This window comes from Shewanella sp. FJAT-52076 (assembly GCF_019457455.1).
In the GTDB taxonomy this organism is placed as follows: Bacteria; Pseudomonadota; Gammaproteobacteria; order Enterobacterales; family Shewanellaceae; genus Shewanella; species Shewanella zhangzhouensis.
In genome coordinates, this window is sequence record NZ_CP080415.1 from 3,141,028 (window position 1) to 3,162,686 (window position 21,659).

17 protein-coding genes are annotated in these 21,659 nt (G+C 54.4%); 2 read left to right on the top strand and 15 right to left on the bottom strand.

From position 1 onward, the window contains the following. Nucleotides 1-12: 12 nt before the first annotated feature. Both K0H79_RS13795 and K0H79_RS13800 read right to left on the bottom strand, forming a co-directional pair. Nucleotides 13-606 carry a hypothetical protein gene (locus K0H79_RS13795; protein WP_220076186.1) on the bottom strand — a complete coding sequence of 198 codons (594 nt, stop codon included), beginning with the start codon at nt 604-606 and terminating at the stop codon, nt 13-15. 80 nt (nt 607-686) lie between these two features. Continuing rightward, nucleotides 687-1,031, bottom strand: coding sequence for a DUF805 domain-containing protein (locus K0H79_RS13800; RefSeq protein ID WP_220065306.1), 345 nt, complete (start codon nt 1,029-1,031; stop codon nt 687-689). Between the two features lie 206 nt (nt 1,032-1,237). On the opposite strand from K0H79_RS13800, the gene K0H79_RS13805 reads away from it, so the two are divergent. Next, nucleotides 1,238-3,088 carry a hybrid-cluster NAD(P)-dependent oxidoreductase gene (locus tag K0H79_RS13805; protein WP_220076187.1) on the top strand — a complete coding sequence of 617 codons (1,851 nt, stop codon included), beginning with the start codon at nt 1,238-1,240 and terminating at the stop codon, nt 3,086-3,088. Nucleotides 3,089-3,142: 54 nt separating this feature from the next. Here the strand turns inward: K0H79_RS13805 and K0H79_RS13810 are convergent, their stop codons facing one another. The 12 genes from K0H79_RS13810 to K0H79_RS13865 form a co-directional block, all read right to left on the bottom strand. Then, the gene (locus tag K0H79_RS13810) at nt 3,143-5,263 is read right to left on the bottom strand and encodes a methyl-accepting chemotaxis protein (protein WP_220076188.1); all 2,121 of its coding nucleotides are present in this window, start codon (nt 5,261-5,263) and stop codon (nt 3,143-3,145) included. Nucleotides 5,264-5,387: 124 nt separating this feature from the next. Continuing rightward, nucleotides 5,388-6,665 (bottom strand): 4-aminobutyrate--2-oxoglutarate transaminase, encoded by a 1,278-nt coding sequence (gene gabT / locus K0H79_RS13815; protein ID WP_220076189.1) that lies wholly within the window; start codon nt 6,663-6,665, stop codon nt 5,388-5,390. Between the two features lie 21 nt (nt 6,666-6,686). Further along, nucleotides 6,687-8,129 carry an NADP-dependent succinate-semialdehyde dehydrogenase gene (gabD, locus tag K0H79_RS13820; RefSeq protein ID WP_220076190.1) on the bottom strand — a complete coding sequence of 481 codons (1,443 nt, stop codon included), beginning with the start codon at nt 8,127-8,129 and terminating at the stop codon, nt 6,687-6,689. Between the two features lie 48 nt (nt 8,130-8,177). Next, nucleotides 8,178-9,464, bottom strand: coding sequence for an FAD-binding oxidoreductase (locus tag K0H79_RS13825; RefSeq protein ID WP_220065311.1), 1,287 nt, complete (start codon nt 9,462-9,464; stop codon nt 8,178-8,180). A gap of 165 nt (nt 9,465-9,629) precedes the next feature. Then, complete coding sequence (locus tag K0H79_RS13830) at nt 9,630-10,448, bottom strand: ABC transporter permease subunit (RefSeq protein WP_220065312.1); 819 nt, start codon at nt 10,446-10,448, stop codon at nt 9,630-9,632. Next, entirely contained in the window at nt 10,445-11,356 is a 912-nt protein-coding gene (locus tag K0H79_RS13835; RefSeq protein WP_011760748.1) for an ABC transporter permease subunit, read from the bottom strand. Before K0H79_RS13835 ends, K0H79_RS13830 begins: the two co-directional genes overlap by 4 nt. Beyond that, nucleotides 11,353-12,489 (bottom strand): polyamine ABC transporter ATP-binding protein, encoded by a 1,137-nt coding sequence (potA, locus tag K0H79_RS13840; RefSeq protein ID WP_220065313.1) that lies wholly within the window; start codon nt 12,487-12,489, stop codon nt 11,353-11,355. Before potA ends, K0H79_RS13835 begins: the two co-directional genes overlap by 4 nt. A gap of 117 nt (nt 12,490-12,606) precedes the next feature. Continuing rightward, nucleotides 12,607-13,707 carry a polyamine ABC transporter substrate-binding protein gene (locus tag K0H79_RS13845; RefSeq protein ID WP_220065314.1) on the bottom strand — a complete coding sequence of 367 codons (1,101 nt, stop codon included), beginning with the start codon at nt 13,705-13,707 and terminating at the stop codon, nt 12,607-12,609. A 172-nt stretch (nt 13,708-13,879) separates the two neighbouring features. After that, on the bottom strand, nt 13,880-15,262 hold the full coding sequence (locus K0H79_RS13850) for an aspartate aminotransferase family protein (RefSeq protein ID WP_220076191.1): 1,383 nt from the start codon (nt 15,260-15,262) through the stop codon (nt 13,880-13,882). A gap of 47 nt (nt 15,263-15,309) precedes the next feature. Beyond that, nucleotides 15,310-16,665 carry a glutamine synthetase family protein gene (locus K0H79_RS13855; protein WP_220065316.1) on the bottom strand — a complete coding sequence of 452 codons (1,356 nt, stop codon included), beginning with the start codon at nt 16,663-16,665 and terminating at the stop codon, nt 15,310-15,312. A 3-nt stretch (nt 16,666-16,668) separates the two neighbouring features. Continuing rightward, a complete protein-coding gene (locus K0H79_RS13860; protein ID WP_220065317.1) occupies nt 16,669-17,433 on the bottom strand; it encodes a gamma-glutamyl-gamma-aminobutyrate hydrolase family protein in 765 nt (254 codons plus the stop codon). A 439-nt stretch (nt 17,434-17,872) separates the two neighbouring features. Then, a complete protein-coding gene (locus K0H79_RS13865) occupies nt 17,873-18,421 on the bottom strand; it encodes a cupin domain-containing protein (protein ID WP_220076192.1) in 549 nt (182 codons plus the stop codon). A gap of 295 nt (nt 18,422-18,716) precedes the next feature. Here K0H79_RS13865 and K0H79_RS13870 point away from each other — a divergent pair, with 295 nt between their 5' ends. Beyond that, nucleotides 18,717-20,024, top strand: a complete 1,308-nt coding sequence (locus K0H79_RS13870) for an FAD-binding oxidoreductase (protein WP_220076193.1) — start codon at nt 18,717-18,719, stop codon at nt 20,022-20,024. 60 nt (nt 20,025-20,084) lie between these two features. Here K0H79_RS13870 and K0H79_RS13875 read toward each other — a convergent pair whose 3' ends face one another. Then, complete coding sequence (locus K0H79_RS13875; RefSeq protein WP_220076194.1) at nt 20,085-21,581, bottom strand: aldehyde dehydrogenase; 1,497 nt, start codon at nt 21,579-21,581, stop codon at nt 20,085-20,087. Nucleotides 21,582-21,659: the final 78 nt, after the last annotated feature.

A 21,659-nucleotide genomic window follows, 5' to 3' on the forward strand; every position in this document is an offset into this window, starting at 1 on the left:
ACAAGTGGCCGGTCAGTCGAGGCGCAGCGGCAAAACAGAGGCAATAAATTCACTGTGATTGGCAGGGGTAAGCGGAATATTCTGCCCTGCATACACGTCGCCGCGCGTGGATTTATGCATGAGCACCAGTTGCCCGGGGCGGCTTACAACCCGGTAATAACCCACCTCAGCTTCCGGCTTTGAAAAAAATGGGCGCGACTCTTCCATCGATGCGTGCTGATTGGGCATACGGCTACACCCCAGGATGGCGTGAAAGCCGGGATGGCCATCGGTATCAACTTCACCCAACTTTTCGTAGGAGACGTCGCCCTCGCAGCTGCCCTGATATTGTCTGGCGAGGCCATCGAGAAAGGCTTCGGCAGCGGGGGAATCATCACTCAATTTAAAGCTTTGAACACAAATGAGCCCACCCCATTGGTTGAGATTTTCCTGGGCAGGTACAAATTCGGCACTCACCATATCCGCCCTGTTTTCACTGGCGGCCAATTTCCATCCCGAAGGTAATTCAAACGAGAAAGGCGTACCAAAGAGTGAAAGTTCCTGAGTTTGCGCAAGCACACCCGTGGCGGGCAAAAGCCCAATAAGAAGGAGTAAATAGCGGGTCATAATCAGCTTCCGTGAAATATCCTGCCGTAACGTCCTGAAACGGCTTTGAGATATGGGGAGGAAAACCTCCCCACAGACTATCAGGCAAAGGCCTTTGGGTTTTCACCGTAGTCATTCTCGTCCTGACTGTCCTGGCAGTAGAACACTATGAGAATGATGATACCTATGATGGGGATAAGCGCGATAAGCTGCCACCAGCCGCTGCGGCCGGTATCGTGCAAACGACGGGCACCGATGGCAAGTGAAGGCAAAAATACGGCCAATGAATAGAGGGTGCCTACCAGCATGCTGCCAAGGGCCATGTCCACCAGATTCATCCCGATACTGACAATCAGGTTGAACAGAAAGAACATCCAAAACTCTTTGCGACGGGCACGACCTGTGAAGTCTGCGTATTTTTTCCAGGCGCCAATGTAGTATTCCATGGTTTCTCCTTAAAGCCGGGTGACAACACCCAAATTACCGCACAGAGTGCGAATTTGTCCTTATGATTCATTAGCCTGTATCGACAAGCGCAATTACTTTACCACAGCGCCGGGCATTGAGAAGCATGAAAAGCACTTGGGTACTGGCTTCAGATGTAACCACATGGTTATAGTGTCGCTATTTGCCAGCGACAGGGAGACGGCAAATGGCGAAACTCAGCGCAATTCATATCTATCCGGTTAAATCCATGGGCGCTCAGTCACTCAAGCAGGCAAGGGTTTGCCCGGAGGGACTGGCGGGAGACCGACGCTTTATGGTGATAAAACCCAGCGGCGATTTCATCACAGCCCGCACACATCCCGTACTGCAACTGATAACGCCTTTGGGCCAGGACGAAGAGTTTCACGCCGGACGCCTGCGGCTCGCTTATCCCGGCCAGCCAGACCTGGCCCTCGATGTCAGCGAGTTTGAAAAAGCCCCGGTGAAAACCCAGGTCTGGAAGGACGGTTTTGAAGCACTGTCAATCCACGCGCTGGCCGATACCTGGATTTCCACCCTGCTGGGCGAACCCGCTCGGCTTATCTGGCTTGGCGAAACTTCCAATCGCTTCCGTGAAAAACTCGACACCCGTGTCAGCTTTGCCGATGGCTATCCGCTGCTGCTTATCAGCGAGGCCTCGTTAACCGACCTGAATCTGCGCGCCGATGCAATCAGCCAGATGAGTCAGTTTCGCACCAATCTGGTGGTATCAGACACTGCTGCCTTTGCAGAAGACGGCTGGAAGCGTATTCGTATTGGTGAAGTGGAGTTTCTACTGGCCAAACCCTGCAGTCGTTGTGTGATGACCACCATTATTCCCGGTACCGATAAATTCCACCCTCAGGGGGAACCTCTCGCCACCCTGAGCAGGTTTCGTAAAACCCAGCAAGGTGATGTCAATTTTGGCCAGAACCTGATTGCCCTCAATGAAGGCATCATTCGCGAAGGCGACAATGTAGAGATTCTTGAGGAGCAGGTGGGAGAGCACTACCCCAACCGGGCACCGGCCAAACGCAGTCTGCGCCTGGCTGCCAAAGAGCCCATCGCCAAAGACTTTACGGGCTTCACTTTTGAGGCTGCCGATGGCAAACCGCTGCCGACCTTCTTGCCAGGCCAGCATCTGGTGTTTGCCTTTGATATCGACGGCACCCGCCATATCCGCCGTTACAGCCTGACCCATGCACCGGCGGAGGGGAACTACCATATTGGCGTCAAACGCACCGGGGGCGGCCTGATTTCCAACTGGCTGCACGACAAGTTGGTGATAGGTGATACTGTGCTTTGCAGCCGCCCCGAAGGCCGATTTATCCCCAAAACCGGCAACCCCTTACTGCTTATCAGTGCAGGCTCAGGCGTCACCCCCATGCTGGCGATGGTCAGAACCGCACTGGCGCTTGGCAAGCTAAAAGGTGCTGCTTTGCCACTTACCCATATTCACTTTATTCATCAATGCCGCAGCAAAGACGATATCCCCTGCCCGGCAAGCCTTGAAGATTTCGTCGCCGCAGGTATGACCCTGGAGCTTAATCTGACAAATCCGGGCGACGACTGGCAAGGCAATACGGGCCGTGTCAGCGCCTCGCAGTTGGCCGCAGTGCCTTCACTGACCAAACGCGATGCTTTTATCTGTGGTCCCAGCGGCTTCATGCAAACAGTGGAAGGAATGCTGACACAAGCCGGCATGCCGACTGAGCAAATTCACTGTGAAAGTTTCGGGGGATTGACCAGCGTCGAAGCCAGGCCACCTGAGCAACTCAAGATCCGTATTGGCGATAAAGACTTTGTGGGCGATAACCAACAAAGCCTGCTGACCCAGGCAGAAGCTCAGGGCATCAAGCTGCTGTGGTCGTGCCGTGCGGGTATTTGCGGCAGCTGTAAATGTAAGCTTACCGCAGGCGAAGTGCACCAACCCAAGGCTGAGGCCCTCTCTGATGCCGAGCGTGAACAGGGAGTCATACTGGCGTGCTGCGCAACCCCACTGTCGGATGTCAGCCTGGTGCCACTGGACAGTATTTAACCCCAACAAATAAAAAGGCTGCCAGGGGCAGCCTTTTTATTTGGTTTAATATCCTCAGGTGCGCAGTTTGGCCAACTGACTCTCCTGCCTGCCAACCAGCTTGGCAAGACTCTCGCTGCTCTCACGGGCCTTACCGGCCAGCTCCATCAGCTCTGCCGCCGAGTCTGAGATACCTGTGATGTTGCGGCTTACTTCTTCTGTAACTGCGCTTTGCTCTTCAGCAGCTGTGGCAATTTGGGTCACCTGATTGGAGATTTCGTTAATGCGCGCCACCATCACCGACAGGGCTTCAAAGGCCTGCTCGGTTTGCGCCACCGCCTGCTCAGCAAGGCCTACCCCTTTATCGATAATCCCGGATGCCCCTTTGACCTCCTGCTCAAGCGCATCGATAAGCCGACTGATATCGTCGGTGGAGGCCTGGGTTTTGGAGGCAAGTGAACGCACTTCATCGGCCACCACCGCAAACCCCCGGCCCTGCTCACCGGCGCGGGCCGCTTCGATGGCGGCGTTGAGCGCCAGCAGGTTGGTCTGGGCGGCAATGGCACTGATCACTTCCAATATTTTGCTGATATTGGTACTGCTCTCTGCCACCTTGCCCACCGCAATCTTGGCTTGCAGCGACTCCTTGGACATGGTGCTCACAAGAGAAACCGCCTGCGTCAGACTGTCCTGACTCAGCTTAACCTGCGAGGCCATTGCTGCCGACTCGGTTGCCGTTTGTTCAGACGCCTTGGCCACTTCATGGGCGGTATGGCTCATCTCATTAACGGCGGTTACCACACTCTCAATTTCACTGTATTGCCGATTAACACTCTGTTTGGTTTCCTCGGCAATCCGGGCCGTTGCCTGGCTTTCGGTGCGGGATTCTGTCGCGACCTTTTTCAATTCACTGATAAGCCCGTGAAGTTTACCGATAAACGCATTAAACCCATTGCCCAGGGCAATCAGCTCTGCGTGCTCATCCACTTTCAGGCTTTGGGTTAAATCCCCCTCGGCACTGGCAAGCTGACTGACCCGCTGCTGAATTTGCTGGATGGGGGCCACCACGCTGCGTATAAAGAGGGCAATGAGGATCACAGCCACCGCAGCAACGCCAATACCCAGCAACAAAACAAAGCGGCCAAGGCTGGCGGCCATGGCCTCCATACTGCCCTCGACCTGATCGGCACTGGCAAAGGCGATATGCCTTGGCACTTCGATAGTAAGCAACCACTGACTGCCGGAGAGCGGAATATTGATGGGATAGGCAACTATCATGCTGTTGTCGTTGAGAAGATAGCCGTCCCCCTTGCCCAAACCAAGAATTTGGTTGGCGAGGGCTTTGTCCATAACCTCCCCGAGGGGCCGGGCTTTTCTATCATAGTGGCTCGCGGCCACTATCAGCCCCTTGGTCGACAGCAAGGTTACCTTGGCCTGCCCCTGATAGAGACTTGCCGACAGTTCCTCAATCATCTTTTGAAACACGGGCAGGTTTAAATCCACCCCGACCACGCCCCGAAAAGCGCCAGAGCGAACAATAGGCACAGTCAGCGAAGTCATGAGCATGTTGTTACCGGGAGTGATCTCGTAGAGATAAGGCTCCATCAGGCAGGGCTTTTGGGTGTCTTTGGCACACAGATACCACTCTGCTTCCCGCAAACCAAACTCATTGCGGGTATCCGCGTATTTCTCGTTGGCATCGTCCACTTGAGACTGGGTCTGGCTGCCATCATCGTTACGATAAAAATAGACTTCGAGGGTACCCACACCCTCAACCGAGTGCATCAGACCTGACGCCGTAAACTCGCTGTCTCGGCCATCGAAACCATTGGGTTCGAACTGCGCATACATGGAGGAAATCTGGCGATTTTTCTGCAGTACTGCGCCGACGGCATCCTGAACAGTTTCACGATTCATTCGGCCGACCAGTGCTTCGTTTTCCATCATGGCACTGAAAGAATAGGGAATACGGTAGGCTTCATTGATAAAGGCCGCCACCTTTTCACCGTAGCGGCCAGCGCTGGCGGTCAATTTGGTGCGTATTTCATCATTCAGCGCTTTATCGACTTCGACAAAGAGCTCGTCGGTTTTGTTATTGAGGGTACTCCAGAGGGTAATCGACATGGTGGCCACAGTGGCCAGAAACAGCGCCGAGGTCATCCAAAGTAGCTTTTGTCGCAGGGGAAGATGTTTCATGCACTCTCCGCAAGATCCTGAAAACACATAGGTAGACTAACGTATGACTGAGTATAGTCTCTATCTGCGTCCGTGCATTTTTCAATAAAAAGGCGGCCCTTCATGGGCCGCCTTTTTTTAAGGGTTATTTGCCGAGTACGGCCTCAAAACACTCGGCCATTATCTCCAGGCCTCGCTGGATTTGCTCATCCGGCGCCGTGATGGGGACCAAAATCCTGAGCACGTTACCGTAAGTGCCGCATGACAGCAGGATAAGGCCGCGGTTACGGGCCTCGGTGAGCACCTGTGGGCAATACTCAGGGGCAGGCTTGCCGTTTTCCATCAGCTCAATGGCAATCATGGAACCCAGACCACGTACCTCGGCGATTTGCGGATAACGGCCGGCCAGCTCACCGATGGCAGACTTGATGGTCTGGCCGATGGCATTGGAGCGCTCCAGCAGTTTTTCCTCTTCAAAGACTTCTATCACGGCAAGTGCTGCGGCGCAGGCAAGCGGACTACCGCCATAGGTGCCACCAAGGCCACCGGGGCCAATGGCATCCATCACGTCGGCGCGGCCGGTGATGCCCGAGAGCGGGAAGCCACCGGCAATCGACTTGGCGAAGGTGGTGATGTCCGCTGCAACACCCATTTGCTCCATGGCAAAGAAGGTGCCTGTACGGCCAGCGCCGGTTTGCACTTCATCGGCAATCAGCATAATGCCCTCGCGGTCACACAGCTCACGCAGACGCTTCATAAAACTTGGAGTCGCGGCGTAGAAACCGCCCTCGCCCTGTACAGGCTCGAGGATGATAGCGGCAATGTCGCTTGGCTCGGCGTCGTTCTTGAAAATACGCTCAATAGACGCCATGGCGTCATCTTCGCTCACCCCGTGCAGTTCACAGGGGTATTCGGCGCGAAACACGTTGGCCTGCATCAGCCCCATGCCCTTACTGTATGGCGCCACTTTACCGGTCAGCGCCAGCGCCGCCATGGTGCGGCCATGGTAGCCGGAGGTAAAAGCAATCACACCGGCACGCTTGGTGTAGGCGCGGGCCACCTTGATGGCGTTTTCAACGGCTTCAGAGCCACTGGTGAACAGGGCCGATTTCTTGGCAAAGTCACCGGGCACCAGCTGGTTCAGCTTTTCACACACAGAGATGTAGCTCTCATAGCCGAGCACCATAAAGCAGGTGTGGGAGAACTTCTCCAGCTGCTCGGCCACGGCGGCCTTTACTTTTGGATGCAGATGGCCTGTGTTCAGCACCGCGATGCCGCCGGCAAAGTCGATATACTCACGGCCTTCAACGTCCCACACGGTGGCGTTTTCGGCGCGCTCGGTAAACACAGGATGGATTTGGCCAACGCCACCGGCTACAGCTGCGCGGCGACGAACCATCAATGAATCATTGGTCAAGCTCATAGGGTACTCCTGTTTCGCCGGTCACACCGACAGACAGATATATTTGATTTCTACATACTCATCGATGCCGTACTTGGAGCCTTCGCGGCCCAGACCCGATGATTTCATGCCGCCAAAGGGGGCCACTTCGGTGGAAATAAGCCCGGTGTTCACGCCCACCATGCCGTATTCCAGCGCCTCGGCCACCTTCCAGATAAGGGAGATATCGCGGCCATAGAAGTAGGCTGCAAGGCCAAACTCGGTGTCATTGGCCTGACGAATCACATCGTCTACATCGCTGAAACGGAACAGCGGTGCCAGTGGGCCGAAGGTTTCCTCGCGGGCCACCTTCATGCTGGCATCGACGTTGGTCACAATCGCAGGCTCCATAAAGTTGCCACCCAGTGGCTTGCCGCCGGCAACCAGGGTCGCACCCTTATCCAGCGCATCCTGAAGGTGGCTCTGCACCTTCTCAAGTGCGGCTGCGTTGATAAGCGGGCCTGTGGTCACGCCGGGCTCGGCGCCATTTCCCACCTTGAGCTTGGCCACGGCAGCGGCGAGCTTCTCGGCGAAAGCATCGTACACACCGTCCTGCACATAGAGACGGTTGGCACAAACGCAGGTTTGACCGGCGTTGCGGTATTTGGAAATCATGGCGCCTTCGACGGCGGCATCCAGATCTGCATCGTTAAACACGATAAAGGGCGCGTTGCCGCCAAGCTCCAGCGACACCTTCTTCAGCGTTGGCGCACACTGCTGCATCAGCTTGATGCCAACACCGGTGGAACCGGTAAACGACAGCTTGCGCACCACAGGGTTTTCGCAAAGCTCGTTACCGATGGCCACCGCATCGCCGGTAACCACACTGAATACCCCTGGGGGAATACCCGCTTCTTCGGCAAGCTCGGCCAGCGCCAGTGCAGTGAACGGCGTTTGCGGCGCAGGCTTGACTATCATGGTGCAACCTGCAGCCAGCGCAGGGCCAGCCTTACGGGTTATCATCGCTGCCGGGAAGTTCCACGGGGTAATGGCTGCGGTCACGCCCACGCCCTGCTTAATCACCATGATGCGCTTGTCGCCCTGATGACCCGGGATGGTATCGCCGTAAAGGCGCTTGGCCTCTTCGGCAAACCACTCGATAAAGGAAGCGGCATACACCACCTCCCCCTTGGCCTCGGCCAGCGGCTTGCCCTGCTCCGTGGTCATCATCAACGCCAGATCGTCGGCGTTTTCCAGCATCAGTTCATACCAGCGGCGCAATTTGGCACCGCGCTCTTTGGCAGTGAGCGCGCGCCAGGCCGGCAACGCAGCTTCGGCGGCAGCGATGGCCTCGCGGGTTTCATCACGGCCCATCACGGGCACAGAGGCAATGGCCTCGTTGGTAGCCGGATTGGCAATGGTCACCGTCTCGCCCGACAGGGCATCGCGCCACTCGCCATTGAGATAACACTGGGTTTTCAAAAGTGAAGGACGTTTGAGCTGCACAGCTGACTCCTTGATACTTGTTACTGGGCGCTTGCGCCGTTAATGCTGTTAGATACCCAGCTTATCGCGAACCGTGTAGTACCAGGCGCCCAGGGCGCTGAAAGGTACCCGCAGCGCGTGGCCGCCGGGGAACGGATAATGGGGCAGCGCGGCAAAGGCGTCGAAACGGGTCGCCTGACCGTTCAGCACTTCGGCAATCAGCTTGCCGGCCAAGTGGGTGTAGGTCACACCATGGCCACTGCAGCCCTGGGAGTAATAAATGTTCTTGCCGATGCGGCCTACCTGGGGCAGACGCGACAGCGTCAGCAGGAAGTTACCTGTCCAGGTGTAGTCGATACGCACGTCTTTCAGCTGCGGGAAGGTTTGCAGCATCTTCGGCAGAATGATGGACTTGATGTTGTCCGGGTCGCGGGCACCGTACACCACGCCGCCACCGTAAATCAGTCGCTTGTCGCCGGAGAGACGGAAATAGTCCAGCAGGTAGTTACAGTCTTCGACGCAGTAATCCTGGGGCAGCAGGCTTTTTGCCATCTCATCGCTCAGGGGTTCTGTGGTGATCACCTGGGTACCGCAGGGCATGGACTTGGCCATCAGCTCAGGCATCAGTTTGCCGAGATAGGCATTACCGGCCACCACCACAAAGCGGGCCTTTACCTGACCGAACTCGGTTTTAACGATGGCAGGCTCACCTTCCACCACATCCAATACGGCCGAGTCTTCAAAGATTTTCCCGCCGAGGCTTTCCACCGCGCGGGCTTCACCGAGGGCCAGGTTCAGCGGATGAATGTGACCACCGCTCTTGTCCAGCATACCGCCGACGTAGCGCTCAGTATTTACCACATTGCGGATACCGGCTTCGTCGAGGATCTCCAGCTGCTCAGTGTGGCCGTGAGCTTCCCACAGCGCCTTTTGCGCCTTGAGGTGGCCCATTTGTTTTTGGTTCAGTGCGGCAAACACGCCACCGTTTTTCAGATCGCAGTCGATATTGTATTTTGCAATGCGCTCGCGAATGATGCGACCGCCTTCAAATGCCATCTCACCGAACAGCTTGCCCTTTTCCTTGCCAACAGTTTTTTCAATGACATCAATGTCTCGGCTATAGCTGTTAACGATTTGGCCGCCATTGCGACCCGAGGCGCCCCAACCAATTCGGGCGGCCTCCAAAACCACGACCTTGAAACCACTTTCAAGCAAATGCAATGCCGAGGACAGACCCGTGTAGCCTGCGCCTATAACACACACGTCGGTTTCAAGATGCTCCTCAAGACGAGGACGAATGCGGGTGTCATTGGCGGAAGCGGCATAGTAGGACTCGGTATGAGGTGTAGCAGACATGATGCTTCCTTCTTTCTTATGTTCATTATTTTAAACAACCAGTTCATCCTACACGTTCACCAAGGGAAACTCTAGGGCCAGTGAAGGATAATTTTGAATTTTTGTTGAAAATATCAAACAAACAAAAACGGCCGCCTGAGCGACCGTTTTATTAATGGCAATGCGTCACTGTTCCATCGCAGCCTTTGCGCGCTTTTCGGCCCTGCGTGCGAAATACCAGGACAGGAAGGCAATCAGAGACACCGCGAGAATGATTAGTGTCGCCAGGGCGTTGATCTTCGGAGATACCCCCAAACGCACCGAGGAGAACACCACCATCGGCAGCGTCGTAGCACCCGGGCCCGACGCAAAGCTCGCTATCACCAAATCATCCAGTGACAGGCTGAATGACAACAGCCATCCTGCGGTCAGTGCCGGCGCAATCATGGGCACAGTGATCAGGAAGAAGGTCTTGAGTGGCGTTGCCCCCAGGTCCATAGCGGCTTCCTCAATCGACATGTCCAGTTCACGCAGGCGGGACGACACCACCACGGCCACGTATGCCGCACAGAAGGTAGAGTGCGCCAGCCAAATGGTGAGTCTGCCGCGTTCGGCAGGCCAGCCAATCAGGTCGGCCATATGAACAAACAGCAGCAGCAGCGACAGACCGGTAATCACCTCTGGCATTACCAGAGGTGCCGTTATCATGTTCGACAACGACAGCTTGGCCCAGCTGCGACGGAAACGTGTCATCACGAACGCCGCCATGGTGCCCAGTACGACAGCCATGGAGGCCGACAGGAAGGCAATTTCCAAACTGGTCCAGACTGCATCGAGGATTTGCTGATCCTTGAACAGCTCCACATACCATTTGGCCGAGAATCCGCCCCACACGGTCACCAACTTGGATGCGTTGAAGGAGTAGAAAATCAGGATAAACATGGGGGCATAGAGGAAGATGAGCCCCAACCACAACATCACGGTAGAAAAACTCAGCTTTTTCATGCCTCTTTCTCCAAATCACGGGCCTGATAATGATGGAACAGGGTAATGGGGATAATCAAAAGTCCCAGCATCACTATCGCCAGCGCCGAGGCGACCGGCCAGTCACGGTTGTTGAAGAACTCCTGCCACAATACCTTACCAATCATCAGCGAGTCCGGGCCGCCCAGCAGCTCAGGGATAACGAACTCACCTACAGACGGAATAAACACCAACATGGAGCCGGCAATCACACCACCTTTTGACAGCGGCAAGGTGATATTCCAGAAGGTGTTGATACTGCGTGAACCCAAGTCGGCAGCAGCCTCCAGCAGGCTCATGTCCATCTTCACCAGGTTGGCGTAGAGTGGCAGCACCATAAAGGGCAGATAGGCGTACACAATACCGATATAAACGGCGATATTGGTGTTTAATATCTTCAGCGGCTCATCGATAGCACCCAGCCACAACAGCACATTGTTGATAAGGCCGGTGTCGGCGAGCAGTCCCATCCAGGCGTACACACGGATAAGGAACGAGGTCCAGGACGGCAGCATAATCAGCAGCAGCAGAACCGTTTGCATCTTCACCGGTGCACGGGCAATGGCATACGCCATGGGATAACCGAGCAGCAAACAGCCGAGGGTGGACACCACTGCTATCTTAAGCGACCCCAAATACGCGGTGTAATAGAGCGCATCGTCCAGCAGCAACAGGTAGTTGCCGAGGTTCAGCGCCACATTCAGTAGCTGATCCGCATAGGTGAAAGTGGGCTCATAGGGCGGAATGGCAATCGCCGCAGTGGAGAAACTGATCTTGAGCACGATCGCAAAGGGCAGTGCAAAGAACAGGGTCAACCACAGGAAGGGAAAGCCCAGGGTAAAGTGCCTGCCACGGATGGCAAAGCGAAAACCTTTCTTTCGTTTGCTCATGATCTCAATACCACGCCACTGGTGGCCTCCCAGCTGATGTAAATGTCATCGCCCCAGGTTGGGTGGTCCGCACGGCGCTCGGTGTTGGTCATGGAGCACTGGATGATTTTGTCGTCTTCCAGCTTGATGTAATACACCGACAGGCCACCGAGGTAGGCAATGTCGTGTACCTTGCCCTTGGCCCAGTTGTACTCACCTTCGGGCTGCTCGCGGGTGATCAGCGTCTTTTCGGGGCGCACCGCCAGCCATACGTGCTTGTCTTCCAGACTGGTGGTTACACCGTGGCCAATCAGGAACGGTTGCGGCAAGGTTGGCGACTTGAGAATGGCATGGTCGGCCTCGTCTTCAACGATTTCACAATCAAACAGATTCACTGTACCGATGAACTCGGCAATCATGCGGCTGTTGGGGCTCTCGTAGATGTCCATGGGGCTGCCCACCTGGGCAATCCAGCCGTCACTCATGATGGCGATACGACCAGCCATGGTCATGGCTTCTTCCTGATCGTGGGTCACCATCACACAGGTCACGCCCACACGCTCAAGAATTTCAACCACTTCGAGCTGCATCTGGGTACGTAGTTTTTTATCCAGTGCGCCCATGGGCTCATCGAGCAGCAGCAGTTTGGGGCGCTTGGCAAGCGAGCGGGCCAAAGCCACACGCTGGCGCTGACCACCGGAAAGCTGATGGGGCTTACGCTTGGCATACTGCTCCATGTGCACCAGCTTGAGCATTTCCTGCACCCGCTGGGAAATTTCAGCCTTTGACATCTTATCCTGCTTCAGACCAAAGGCGATGTTTTGCTCCACTGTCATATGAGGGAAAAGCGCGTATGACTGGAACATCATATTGATCGGACGCTCGTAGGGCGGCAGATCGGTAATGTCCTGACCGTCGAGATAAATACGACCTTCCGTTGGCCTCTCAAACCCCGCAAGCATCCGTAGCAGGGTAGATTTTCCGGAGCCAGAGCCCCCAAGCAATGCGAAGATTTCCCCTTTGTTGATGGTCAGGGACACATCGTCCACCGCGCGAACATCATCAAACAGTTTGCTTACCCGCTCAATTTTGAGCAGTACTTCGTCTTGCGTCTTTGTCGTTGGTTTATTGGTGACGCCCGAGGTCATAGCCATAAATACTTCTCCATTCCAAACTGCGCCAGAACAAGCCTCCGGCCTGCTGGAATTCGGTTTACTTGTGCAATCTAAGAGTCAAAGGTGGGGCAGCCATCCGCTGCCCCAAGTACAGGATCACTGACCAGACTTGATCTTGGTCCAGATACGGGTCATGGCGCGCTGAGTCTTCATAGGACGCACTTCACCCAGATAGAGCTTGGCGAGTGTTTCTTCTGATGGGTACACAGCGGGGTTTTTGGCAACTTCCTCGTCCAAAAGAGGGTTAGAACCATCGTTGGCGTTGGCGTAAGCCACATAGTTACTGATGGAAGCAATGACCTCTGGGCGCATCAGGTAATTAATAAAGGTCAGTGCATTGTCTGGGTTGGCGGCATCGGCTGGGATAGCCATCATGTCAAACCACAGAGGGGCACCTTCTTTGGGGATGCGGTAATCCACTTGCTGGCCGTTACCGGCTTCTTCGGCGCGGGCCTGAGCCTGCAGTACGTCGCCAGACCAACCGATGGCGGCGCAGATTTCGCCGTTGGCGAGATCAGAGATGTAACGTGAAGAGTGGAAATACTTGAGGTAAGGACGAATTTTCAGCAGAACTTCACCGGCTTTTTCATAGTCGGCAGGGTCAGTGCTGTTAGGGTTCAGACCCAGATAGTTCAGCGCAGGAGGCAGGATTTCATCCGGTGAATCCAGCACGGCGATACCGCACTTGGCCAGTTTCTCAGCATTGGCTGGGTTGAAAATCAATTCCCATGAATCCACTGGTGCATCTTCGCCCAGCACTTCTTTTACCTTGGCTACGTTAAAGCCGATACCTGTGGTGCCCCACAGGTAAGGCACGGCGTGCTCGTTACCCGGATCGCTCTTTTGCAGCTGGCTCATCAGGTTCTTGTTGAGGTGTTTTTCGTTTGGCAGCTTGGACTTGTCAAGCTTCATAAAGGCGCCGGCTTTAATCTGCTTGGCAAGGAAGTGGGCTGATGGCACAACCAGATCGTAACCGCTGCGGCCCGAAAGCAGCTTGGCTTCCAGCACTTCGTTGGTGTCGAACACATCGTAGATTACGCGGATGCCGGTTTCCTTCTGGAAGTTTTCCAGGGTGTCTTCGGCGATATAGTCAGACCAGTTATAGACGCGAACAACTTCTTCAGCCGATACCGCAGCGCTTCCCAAAACACCGGCGGTAACCAAAGCCAGAGCTGTCATTTTGTGTAATAACTTCATGCTATCTCCTTTTGCAGGTAGCAGTAATTGAAAGCCAATTACCCTGATTGTGTCGCCGGCTTGGCCGGCATTTATTTTATTGTTAGGACCAATGCTACAACCTGAAAAACCGCATCGGCAGTTGCTGCTGCCCAGTACCTCTTCCTCTATTGGCAGGCTTTTTAATATGCACTCAGTTATCCCGAGCTGCAATCTTCTCAAGCGTCAGTGAAAGTGCCTGACTTGCTTTAAAAATCAGTTCGTCAATCTCATCGCGGCTGATGCATAGCGGCGGCGAAATAATCATGGTGTCACCCACAGCACGCATCACCAAACCGTTGGCGATACAGGCTTCACGGCAGAGCATACCGGCGGATATTTCGCTGCCGAACCGCGCCATGCTGTGCTTGTCTGCCACCAATTCAATGGCACCGACCATGCCCATCCCCCTGACCTCACCCACCAGCGGGTGCGCGCTCAGGGTTTGCAACCTATCCTGCAAATAAGGCCCGGTGTCGGTTCTGACCTTATCCACCAGCTGCTCGTCTTCGAGAATACGGATATTCTCCAGCGCTACTGCCGCCGCAACCGGATGGCCTGAGTAGGTAAAGCCATGGGCAAACTCGCCACCATCTCTGATAAGCACGTCGGCGACCCGGTCGGACACTATCACCCCGCCCATGGGGATGTATCCCGAAGTCATGCCCTTGGCGATAGTGATTAAATCGGGTTTGAGGTCCAGAGTCTGGGCGGCAAACCAATTGCCGGTACGCCCAAAGCCGCTGATGACCTCATCCAGAATAAACAGAATATTGTACTTTTCCAGAATCCTTTTAATTTCATTCCAGTAGCTGTCTGGAGGTATGATTACTCCCCCCGCGCCCTGAAATGGCTCTGCGATAAAAGCGGCAACCTTATCTTCACCGAGCTCGAGGATTTTGGCTTCCAATGCCCGTGCCGTTTTAATGCCAAAGGCCTCAGGCGACATATCACGGCCTTCACCGAACCAGTAAGGCTGGTCGATATGAACAATCCCTGGAATGGGCAGATCGCCTTGCTGATGCATAAACCCCATGCCGCCGAGGCTGGCACCGGCCACGGTTGAACCGTGATAGGCATTCTTGCGACTGATAATGGTTTTCTTGGAGGGTTGCCCCTTCAAGTCCCAGTAACGTCGTACCATGCGCAGATTGGTGTCATTGCCCTCGGATCCCGAGCCGGTAAAGAAGACCCTGTTCATATTTGCAGGTGCCAGAGAGGCAATCTTTGCCGCGAGCTGAATGGCGGGCTCATGGGTACATTGGAAGAAATTATTGTAAAAAGGGAGAGTTTGCAGCTGAGCGTAGGCGGCATCGGCGATGGACTTGCGACCATAGCCGACATTTACACACCAGAGTCCGGCCATGGCATCCAACAGCTTATTACCCTTGGCATCCCAAATGTACACACCTTCTGCACGTTCAATCACGCGGGTGCCACGTTTGGCCAAATCAGCACTGTCAGTAAAAGGATGCAGATGGTGCGCGGCATCCATGGCTTGCAGTGCGCTGATGGTATCTTGCTGTTGTTGTTGCATCTTCGCCCTCCCCCTAATGTGCCGGGGCACGCCCCGGCCTGTGTTTTTTATACTGTCAGCAGCAGGAATTCACGCTCCCAGGCACTGACAACACGTCTGAAGTTTTCAAGCTCTGCCTGCTTCACCGCCACAAAACCAGTGGTGAAGGCATCGCCGAGATATTTACGCGCCGCGTCACTCTCATCCATGGCCATCAGTGCCTCTTCCAGGGTCAGCGGCAGGCAATTGGTGTCTGCTGTGCGGCTTTCGTTGGCACGACCCAGGGCTGGGTTGGTGGGCTTAAGACCTTCCACCATGCCGATGTAACCGGCCAGCAAACTGGCGGCAATGGCCAGATAACAGTTGGCATCGGCGCCCGGAATACGGTTTTCAATACGGCGGTTTTGCGGTGATGACTCAGGAATACGCAGACCACAGGTACGGTTTTCTTCGCCCCACTCCAGGTTTACCGGTGCAGAGGTGCCCGGCAGGAAGCGGCGGAAGGAGTTCACACTGGGCGCCATCAACGGCAGGAACTCAGGGATAAACTGTTGCAGACCGGCAATATAGCCGAGGAAGTTGGCACTCTTGGTGCCGTCTTCTTTGGTGAAGATGTTTTTGCCGGTCTTTTTGTCCACCACACTCTGGTGAATGTGCATGGCGCTGCCGGGCTCATTGGTCACAGGTTTGGCCATGAAGGTGGCACAGACATTGTGCTTGAGCGCCGCTTCACGCAGGGTACGCTTGAACACAAACACCTGGTCGGCCAGCGACAGCGCATTGCCGTGACTGAAGTTGATTTCCATCTGCGCCGGACCGTCTTCGTGGATCAGGGTGTCGATAAACAGCCCCTGGGCCTCACACCACTCATACATGTCTTCAAACAGGGGATCGTATTCGTTGGCCGCATCGATGGAGAACGACTGACGACCGGCCTCAGGAAGACCTGAACGTCCCAGCGGTGGATTCAGTGGCAGATCAGGATCCCCATTGCGCGCCACCAGATAAAATTCCATCTCGGGGGCAACCACCGGTTCCCAACCCTTATCTTCGTAAAGTTTAAGTACTTTTTTCAGTACGTTACGTGGCGACAGCTCGATGGGATTCCCCATACGATCGTACACATCGTGGATCACCTGAGCCGTGGCTTCCACACACCATGGCAACTCGAACACGGCGTTTTCATCGGGCACACAGAGGAAATCCACATCGGCTTCGTTCAGCAACTCATAATAAGTATCGTCATTCACATAGTCGCCGGTTACCGTTTGCAGCAACACGCTCTCGGGCAAACGCATGCCCTGCTCGGCGATGAACTTGTCTACCGGCGCGATTTTACCGCGGGCAATCCCCGTCATATCGCTGATAACACACTCTACTTCCGTTATCTTTTTTTCTTTTAAAAACGCAATCAGCTTTTCCATGATTTATCTCGCTCGCTCTTGGGCCCTGCGTCGGCACGCGTCACCGAAAGCATGGAAAATCGACAGATAAAAAGCATTGTCGGCCACTTTCCATTCGGGATGAAATTGCACACCCAGGGCAAAATTTTTGGCATCTGTAACAGAGAAGGCTTCTATCAAGCCATCCGGAGCATAGGCTTCTGGCCGCAACCCGTTACCAAGACGTTCAACGCCCTGAGTATGGACGGAATTCACTTCCGCCGAGCTGCGGCCCCAGGCTTCGAAAATTACCCCCCCGGGCTCCAGAGTCACCGTATGGGCCAGACCATACTGCACCTCAAGTGGCGCAGTTCTGTCTTCCCGGTGCTCTTTAAACACACCCGTTTCATGTAACTTTTGGTGCAAACTGCCGCCAAAGGCCACATTCATTTCCTGGAAGCCGCGGCAGATACCCAGTACCGGCACGCCTGCGGCGATAGCCGCCTTAATCAAGGGCAAGGTGGTAGCATCACGGCGGGGATCGTGATGAGTGCCCGGCTCACTGGCCGGCCCCGAATAGTGATGTGGTTCGACATTGGAAGGTGAACCGGTGAACAGGATACCGTCCAGACGCTCAAGCAATAATTCCGTTGGCATGCCATCGCCAATAGAAGGGATGATCAGCGGCCAACCGCCAGTGCCATTAATCACACCTAAAAGATATTTTTCGCCCACCGTATTAAACGTCTGCAGTCCAATCGGGGTATTACAGGCAGAGACACCAATAAGGGGTATCGTGGCGTCAGACATACATCACCTTGCAGTTGATTCAGTGTTTGAGTTTTGTGATCGCCCTCAAACTCGGCGTTCATTTTTTCACACAGTACACGGAAATATTGAACGAGGCAATAGCCCACTTACCTCTGCGCAGCACTTTTATAACAATAAAATATTATTCACTAACAATCAGCAAGTTAGTCCATAGCGACCCATATAAACAAGTCGTTAAGCACGGATCTCTCGCCAGTCACCTGCGGGAAAAAATGGAAATAGCCGCCTGAAACCCGAATTCGAAATCCGGCCACATTTGGTTAAAATTATTTACATCCGTGTTTGAAATGGTGGCAGAGAGCCACCCAAAAGAGTGCAACATGGCAATTGATGGCGCAAAGCGCCCCAAAAGGGTGCAAAAGTGACAGATACAACAACGGCCCTTGCAGGGCCGTTGTTGTTTTTGAACGGGAAAATATCAGAAGTTGGCAGGTGTAGTAGCACTGACCAGATGACAGGGTTCATCGAAGGGATTTCTAAACCTGTGGGGCAATTCGCTGTTGAAGTAATAGCTGTCACCGGCTTCAAGTACAAACACTTCTTCGCCAACCGTCAGCTCGAACTTACCTTCAATGACCAGCGCAGCCTCTTCTCCGACGTGCTTGAGCATCTCTTCACCGGTATCCGCACCGGGAGGATAAATCTCACTCATCACCGACATAGCCCTGTTGGGATAATCACGGCCAATCAGCTTGAACTCCAGGGGACCGGTGCCTATATCCAACAACTCGTTGGCGCGGTAAACAATCTTTTGCTCGGCAGAGGCCGAGTCACCGATAGAGAAAAACTCCACCAGTGACATAGGAATGCCGGCCAACACTTTTTTCAACGAGCTCACCGACGGGCTCACGCTGTTTTTCTCAATCATTGAGATGGTACTGTTGGTCACACCGGCACGCTTGGCAAGCTCACGCTGAGACAAGCCTTTCATCTTCCGGACTGCTTTGAGACTGGCTCCGATATCCAAATTTGTCACCCCCAAACAGGTTCAGTTATCTGCACAGCAGATAAAGTGCAAATTATCTATCCCGACCGTGAGTACCGCCAAACAATCTCAGGACCGGAAAATAAATTTTCTCAAGCAAACTCAATCAACTGCAATGTATAAGTGGTCTAAGGCCAAGTGCAGCAAATGAGAATACGCATTGTATTTTAGCGGCATTGCGTGTTAAATAAAATGCACACGTATATTTATCCGCAAAAAGTGTGATGAGTATACAGAGACAAGACCAATTTACAATAAAAACAGCGTCGGAGCCCTTATGGCAAACAAATCTCCCATTCACAGCGATAAGTACCCGGATTCATTCTATTTTGCGTCTGCAAAAGAGTTATTTCAGTATCCTGTACTGGACAGTGCCATTGACGTGGATGTCTGTGTGGTGGGGGGCGGTTTCAGTGGGCTTAATACCGCTATTGAGCTGCGCCAAAAAGGATTCAGCGTTGCGCTGCTGGAGGCCAAGCGTGTCGGCTGGGGCGCCTCGGGGCGTAACGGCGGTGAACTTATTCGTGGTATTGGCCACGGGCTGGAGCAATTTCACAACACCATTGGCCAGGAAGGCATTAATGCCATTACCCAAATGGGGTTTGAGGCGGTTGAAATTGTCCGAAACCGGATTGCTGACCACAACATCGACTGCGACCTGGCCATGGGCTATTGCGACCTGGCCGTGAAACCACGGCATATGACTGAGCTTGCCGAAGAATTCGAACATCTGAAAACAGCAGGTTATCGTCAGGACATCAAACTGCTGCAAAAGGCAGACTTGGGCGAAGTCATAGGTTCTGACTGTTATCAGGGCGCACTGGTGGACATGGGCAGTGGCCATTTGCATCCACTGAATTTGGCCCTGGGCGAAGCCAGAGTTGCCCGGGAGCTGGGCGTGCAGATTTTTGAATACAGCGCCGCCACCAAAATCATTAAGGGAGACAAGCCCAGAGTCATCACCGAAAAAGGTGAAGTAACCTGCCGCTATCTGGTACTGGCGGGCAACGCCTACATTGGCCACAAACTGGAGCCTTATGTGGGGGGGAAAGTATTGCCAGCAGGCAGCTACCTCTTGGCGACCGAGCCCTTAAGCCCGGAATTACAGCGCGAAATCATCCCCCAAAATATGGCCTTTGCCGACATGCGCATAGCGCTGGATTATTTCCACCTCTCCGCCGATGGGCGTTTGCTCTTTGGTGGTTTGTGCACCTATTCAGGTAAAGACCCCAGCGACATCGAAGCCGCGCTCAGGCCCAATCTGGAGCGGGTGTTTCCCAAACTCAAGGGCGTGCGTATCGATTATCAATGGGGTGGCATGATAGGAATAGGTGCCAACCGTTTACCTCAGCTGGGTCGCCTGCCGGATGCGCCCAATATCTTCTTTGCCCAGGCTTACTCGGGCCATGGCGTCAACGCGACGCACATGATGGCAAAGCTGCTCGCCGACGCGATAGCAGGCCAGGCGGAACGTTTTGATGTGTTTGCCAAGGTGAAACACATGACCTTCCCCGGAGGCCCTGCACTGCGCTCACCGCTGCTGGCCGCCGGCATGCTGTATCACCGCTTTATGGATATTTTTTAAGGGCATAACCCCAAAAAGAAACCCGCCGATTGGCGGGTTTCTTTTTTACTCGGGTAACACTCAGAGCGCTATCCAGGTCGCCTTCACCTCTGTGTATTTCTCAAAGGCATGCAGTGACTTATCACGGCCATTACCGGACTGCTTATAGCCACCAAAGGGCGCTGTCATGTCGCCGCCGTCGTAGTGATTAATCCACACCATGCCGCTGCGCAGTGCCTTGGCTGTTTTATGGGCCTTGCTGATATCCGAGGTCCAAACACCGGCGGCAAGGCCATAAATTGTATCGTTCGCGATGGCGACGGCTTCGTCCATACCATCGAAGGTAATCACCGACATCACGGGGCCAAAAATCTCCTCACGGGCGATTTTCATCTGATTGGTAACGCCATCAAACACGGTAGGCGTAACATACACACCACCGGTTTCGGCAAGTACCTGGCTACCACCGCACATGAGTTTGGCGCCTTCATCGTGACCGGCTTTGATATAGCCAAGCACGGTATCCAGCTGCTGTTTGTCCACGACTGCGCCGCAGGTGGTGGCTGGGTCCAGCGGATGACCGGGCTGCCAGGCTTCCATTTCTTTAACGATGAGCTTGATAAGCTCGTCCTTTACGCCCGATTCCACCAGAAGACGCGATCCGGCAGTACACACCTCCCCCTGGTTAAAGGCGATGGCTGAAGCAGCGGCCTCGGCGGCGGCTTTCAGATCCGGTGCATCGTTAAATACGATATTGGGGCTCTTGCCACCGGCTTCCAGCCAGACCCGTTTCATATTGGACTGACCGGCATACACCATCAGTTGCTTGGCAATCTTGGTGGAACCTGTGAATACCAGAGTGTCCACGTCCATATGCAGTGCCAATGCCTGGCCCACTGTGTGGCCGAACCCCGGCAGCACGTTCAGTACGCCATCAGGCAATCCGGCCTCTTTGGCGAGCTGCGCCATACGAATAGCGGTAAGTGGGGATTTTTCAGAAGGCTTGAGCACCACGCTGTTCCCTGTGGCAAGGGCGGGTCCCAGCTTCCAACAGGCCATCAGCATAGGGAAGTTCCAGGGCACGATGGCTGCTACCACACCCACTGGCTCGCGGGTGATCATGCCGATTTCATTGTGGGGCGTAGGGGCCAACTCATCGTATATTTTATCGATGGCCTCACCGGACCAGCGAATGGCGCGGGCGGCACCTGCCACATCCACCGCCTTGGAATGGGCGATAGGTTTACCCATATCCAGAGTTTCCAGCAGCGCCAGTTCGTCAGCATGCTCTTCGAGCAATTCGGCAAAGCGGATCATCACTTTTTTACGTTTAACCGGAGATTGAAAAGACCAGACTCCGGACTCGAACACTTCACGCGCATTGGCAACGGCGATATCGGCGTCGGCCTGCTGACAACTGGCCACCTGAGTCAGTAAACGGCCATCCACAGGACTGATGCAGTCAAAGGTTTCCTTGCCAGCGGCATCGCAATATTGGCCGTTAATAAAGGCTTTACCATTGATTTCAAGGCGCTGCGCCATTGCTTCCCATTCGCTGCGGCTTTGGGGTGTACTCATGATGACTCCGTATCTGTGACTGTTATGGTTATTGATTTCAGGTTTTCAGGAAACTGGCCCGGCAGCAGCCAACGAGTC

Excerpts from the sequence above, each read along its gene's own strand:
- K0H79_RS13860 (WP_220065317.1), bottom strand. The coding sequence starts at position 17,433 with ATGTCTGACGCCACGATACCCCTTATTGGTGTCTCTGCCTGTAATACC.
- K0H79_RS13845 (WP_220065314.1), bottom strand. The coding sequence starts at position 13,707 with ATGAAGTTATTACACAAAATGACAGCTCTGGCTTTGGTTACCGCCGGT.
- K0H79_RS13795 (WP_220076186.1), bottom strand. The coding sequence starts at position 606 with ATGACCCGCTATTTACTCCTTCTTATTGGGCTTTTGCCCGCCACGGGT.
- K0H79_RS13805 (WP_220076187.1), top strand. The coding sequence starts at position 1,238 with ATGGCGAAACTCAGCGCAATTCATATCTATCCGGTTAAATCCATGGGC.
- K0H79_RS13825 (WP_220065311.1), bottom strand. The coding sequence starts at position 9,464 with ATGTCTGCTACACCTCATACCGAGTCCTACTATGCCGCTTCCGCCAAT.
- K0H79_RS13870 (WP_220076193.1), top strand. The coding sequence starts at position 18,717 with ATGGCAAACAAATCTCCCATTCACAGCGATAAGTACCCGGATTCATTC.
- K0H79_RS13850 (WP_220076191.1), bottom strand. The coding sequence starts at position 15,262 with ATGCAACAACAACAGCAAGATACCATCAGCGCACTGCAAGCCATGGAT.
- gabT (WP_220076189.1), bottom strand. The coding sequence starts at position 6,665 with ATGAGCTTGACCAATGATTCATTGATGGTTCGTCGCCGCGCAGCTGTA.
- K0H79_RS13810 (WP_220076188.1), bottom strand. The coding sequence starts at position 5,263 with ATGAAACATCTTCCCCTGCGACAAAAGCTACTTTGGATGACCTCGGCG.
- K0H79_RS13800 (WP_220065306.1), bottom strand. The coding sequence starts at position 1,031 with ATGGAATACTACATTGGCGCCTGGAAAAAATACGCAGACTTCACAGGT.
- K0H79_RS13855 (WP_220065316.1), bottom strand. The coding sequence starts at position 16,665 with ATGGAAAAGCTGATTGCGTTTTTAAAAGAAAAAAAGATAACGGAAGTA.
- K0H79_RS13875 (WP_220076194.1), bottom strand. The coding sequence starts at position 21,581 with ATGAGTACACCCCAAAGCCGCAGCGAATGGGAAGCAATGGCGCAGCGC.
- potA (WP_220065313.1), bottom strand. The coding sequence starts at position 12,489 with ATGGCTATGACCTCGGGCGTCACCAATAAACCAACGACAAAGACGCAA.
- K0H79_RS13835 (WP_011760748.1), bottom strand. The coding sequence starts at position 11,356 with ATGAGCAAACGAAAGAAAGGTTTTCGCTTTGCCATCCGTGGCAGGCAC.
- K0H79_RS13830 (WP_220065312.1), bottom strand. The coding sequence starts at position 10,448 with ATGAAAAAGCTGAGTTTTTCTACCGTGATGTTGTGGTTGGGGCTCATC.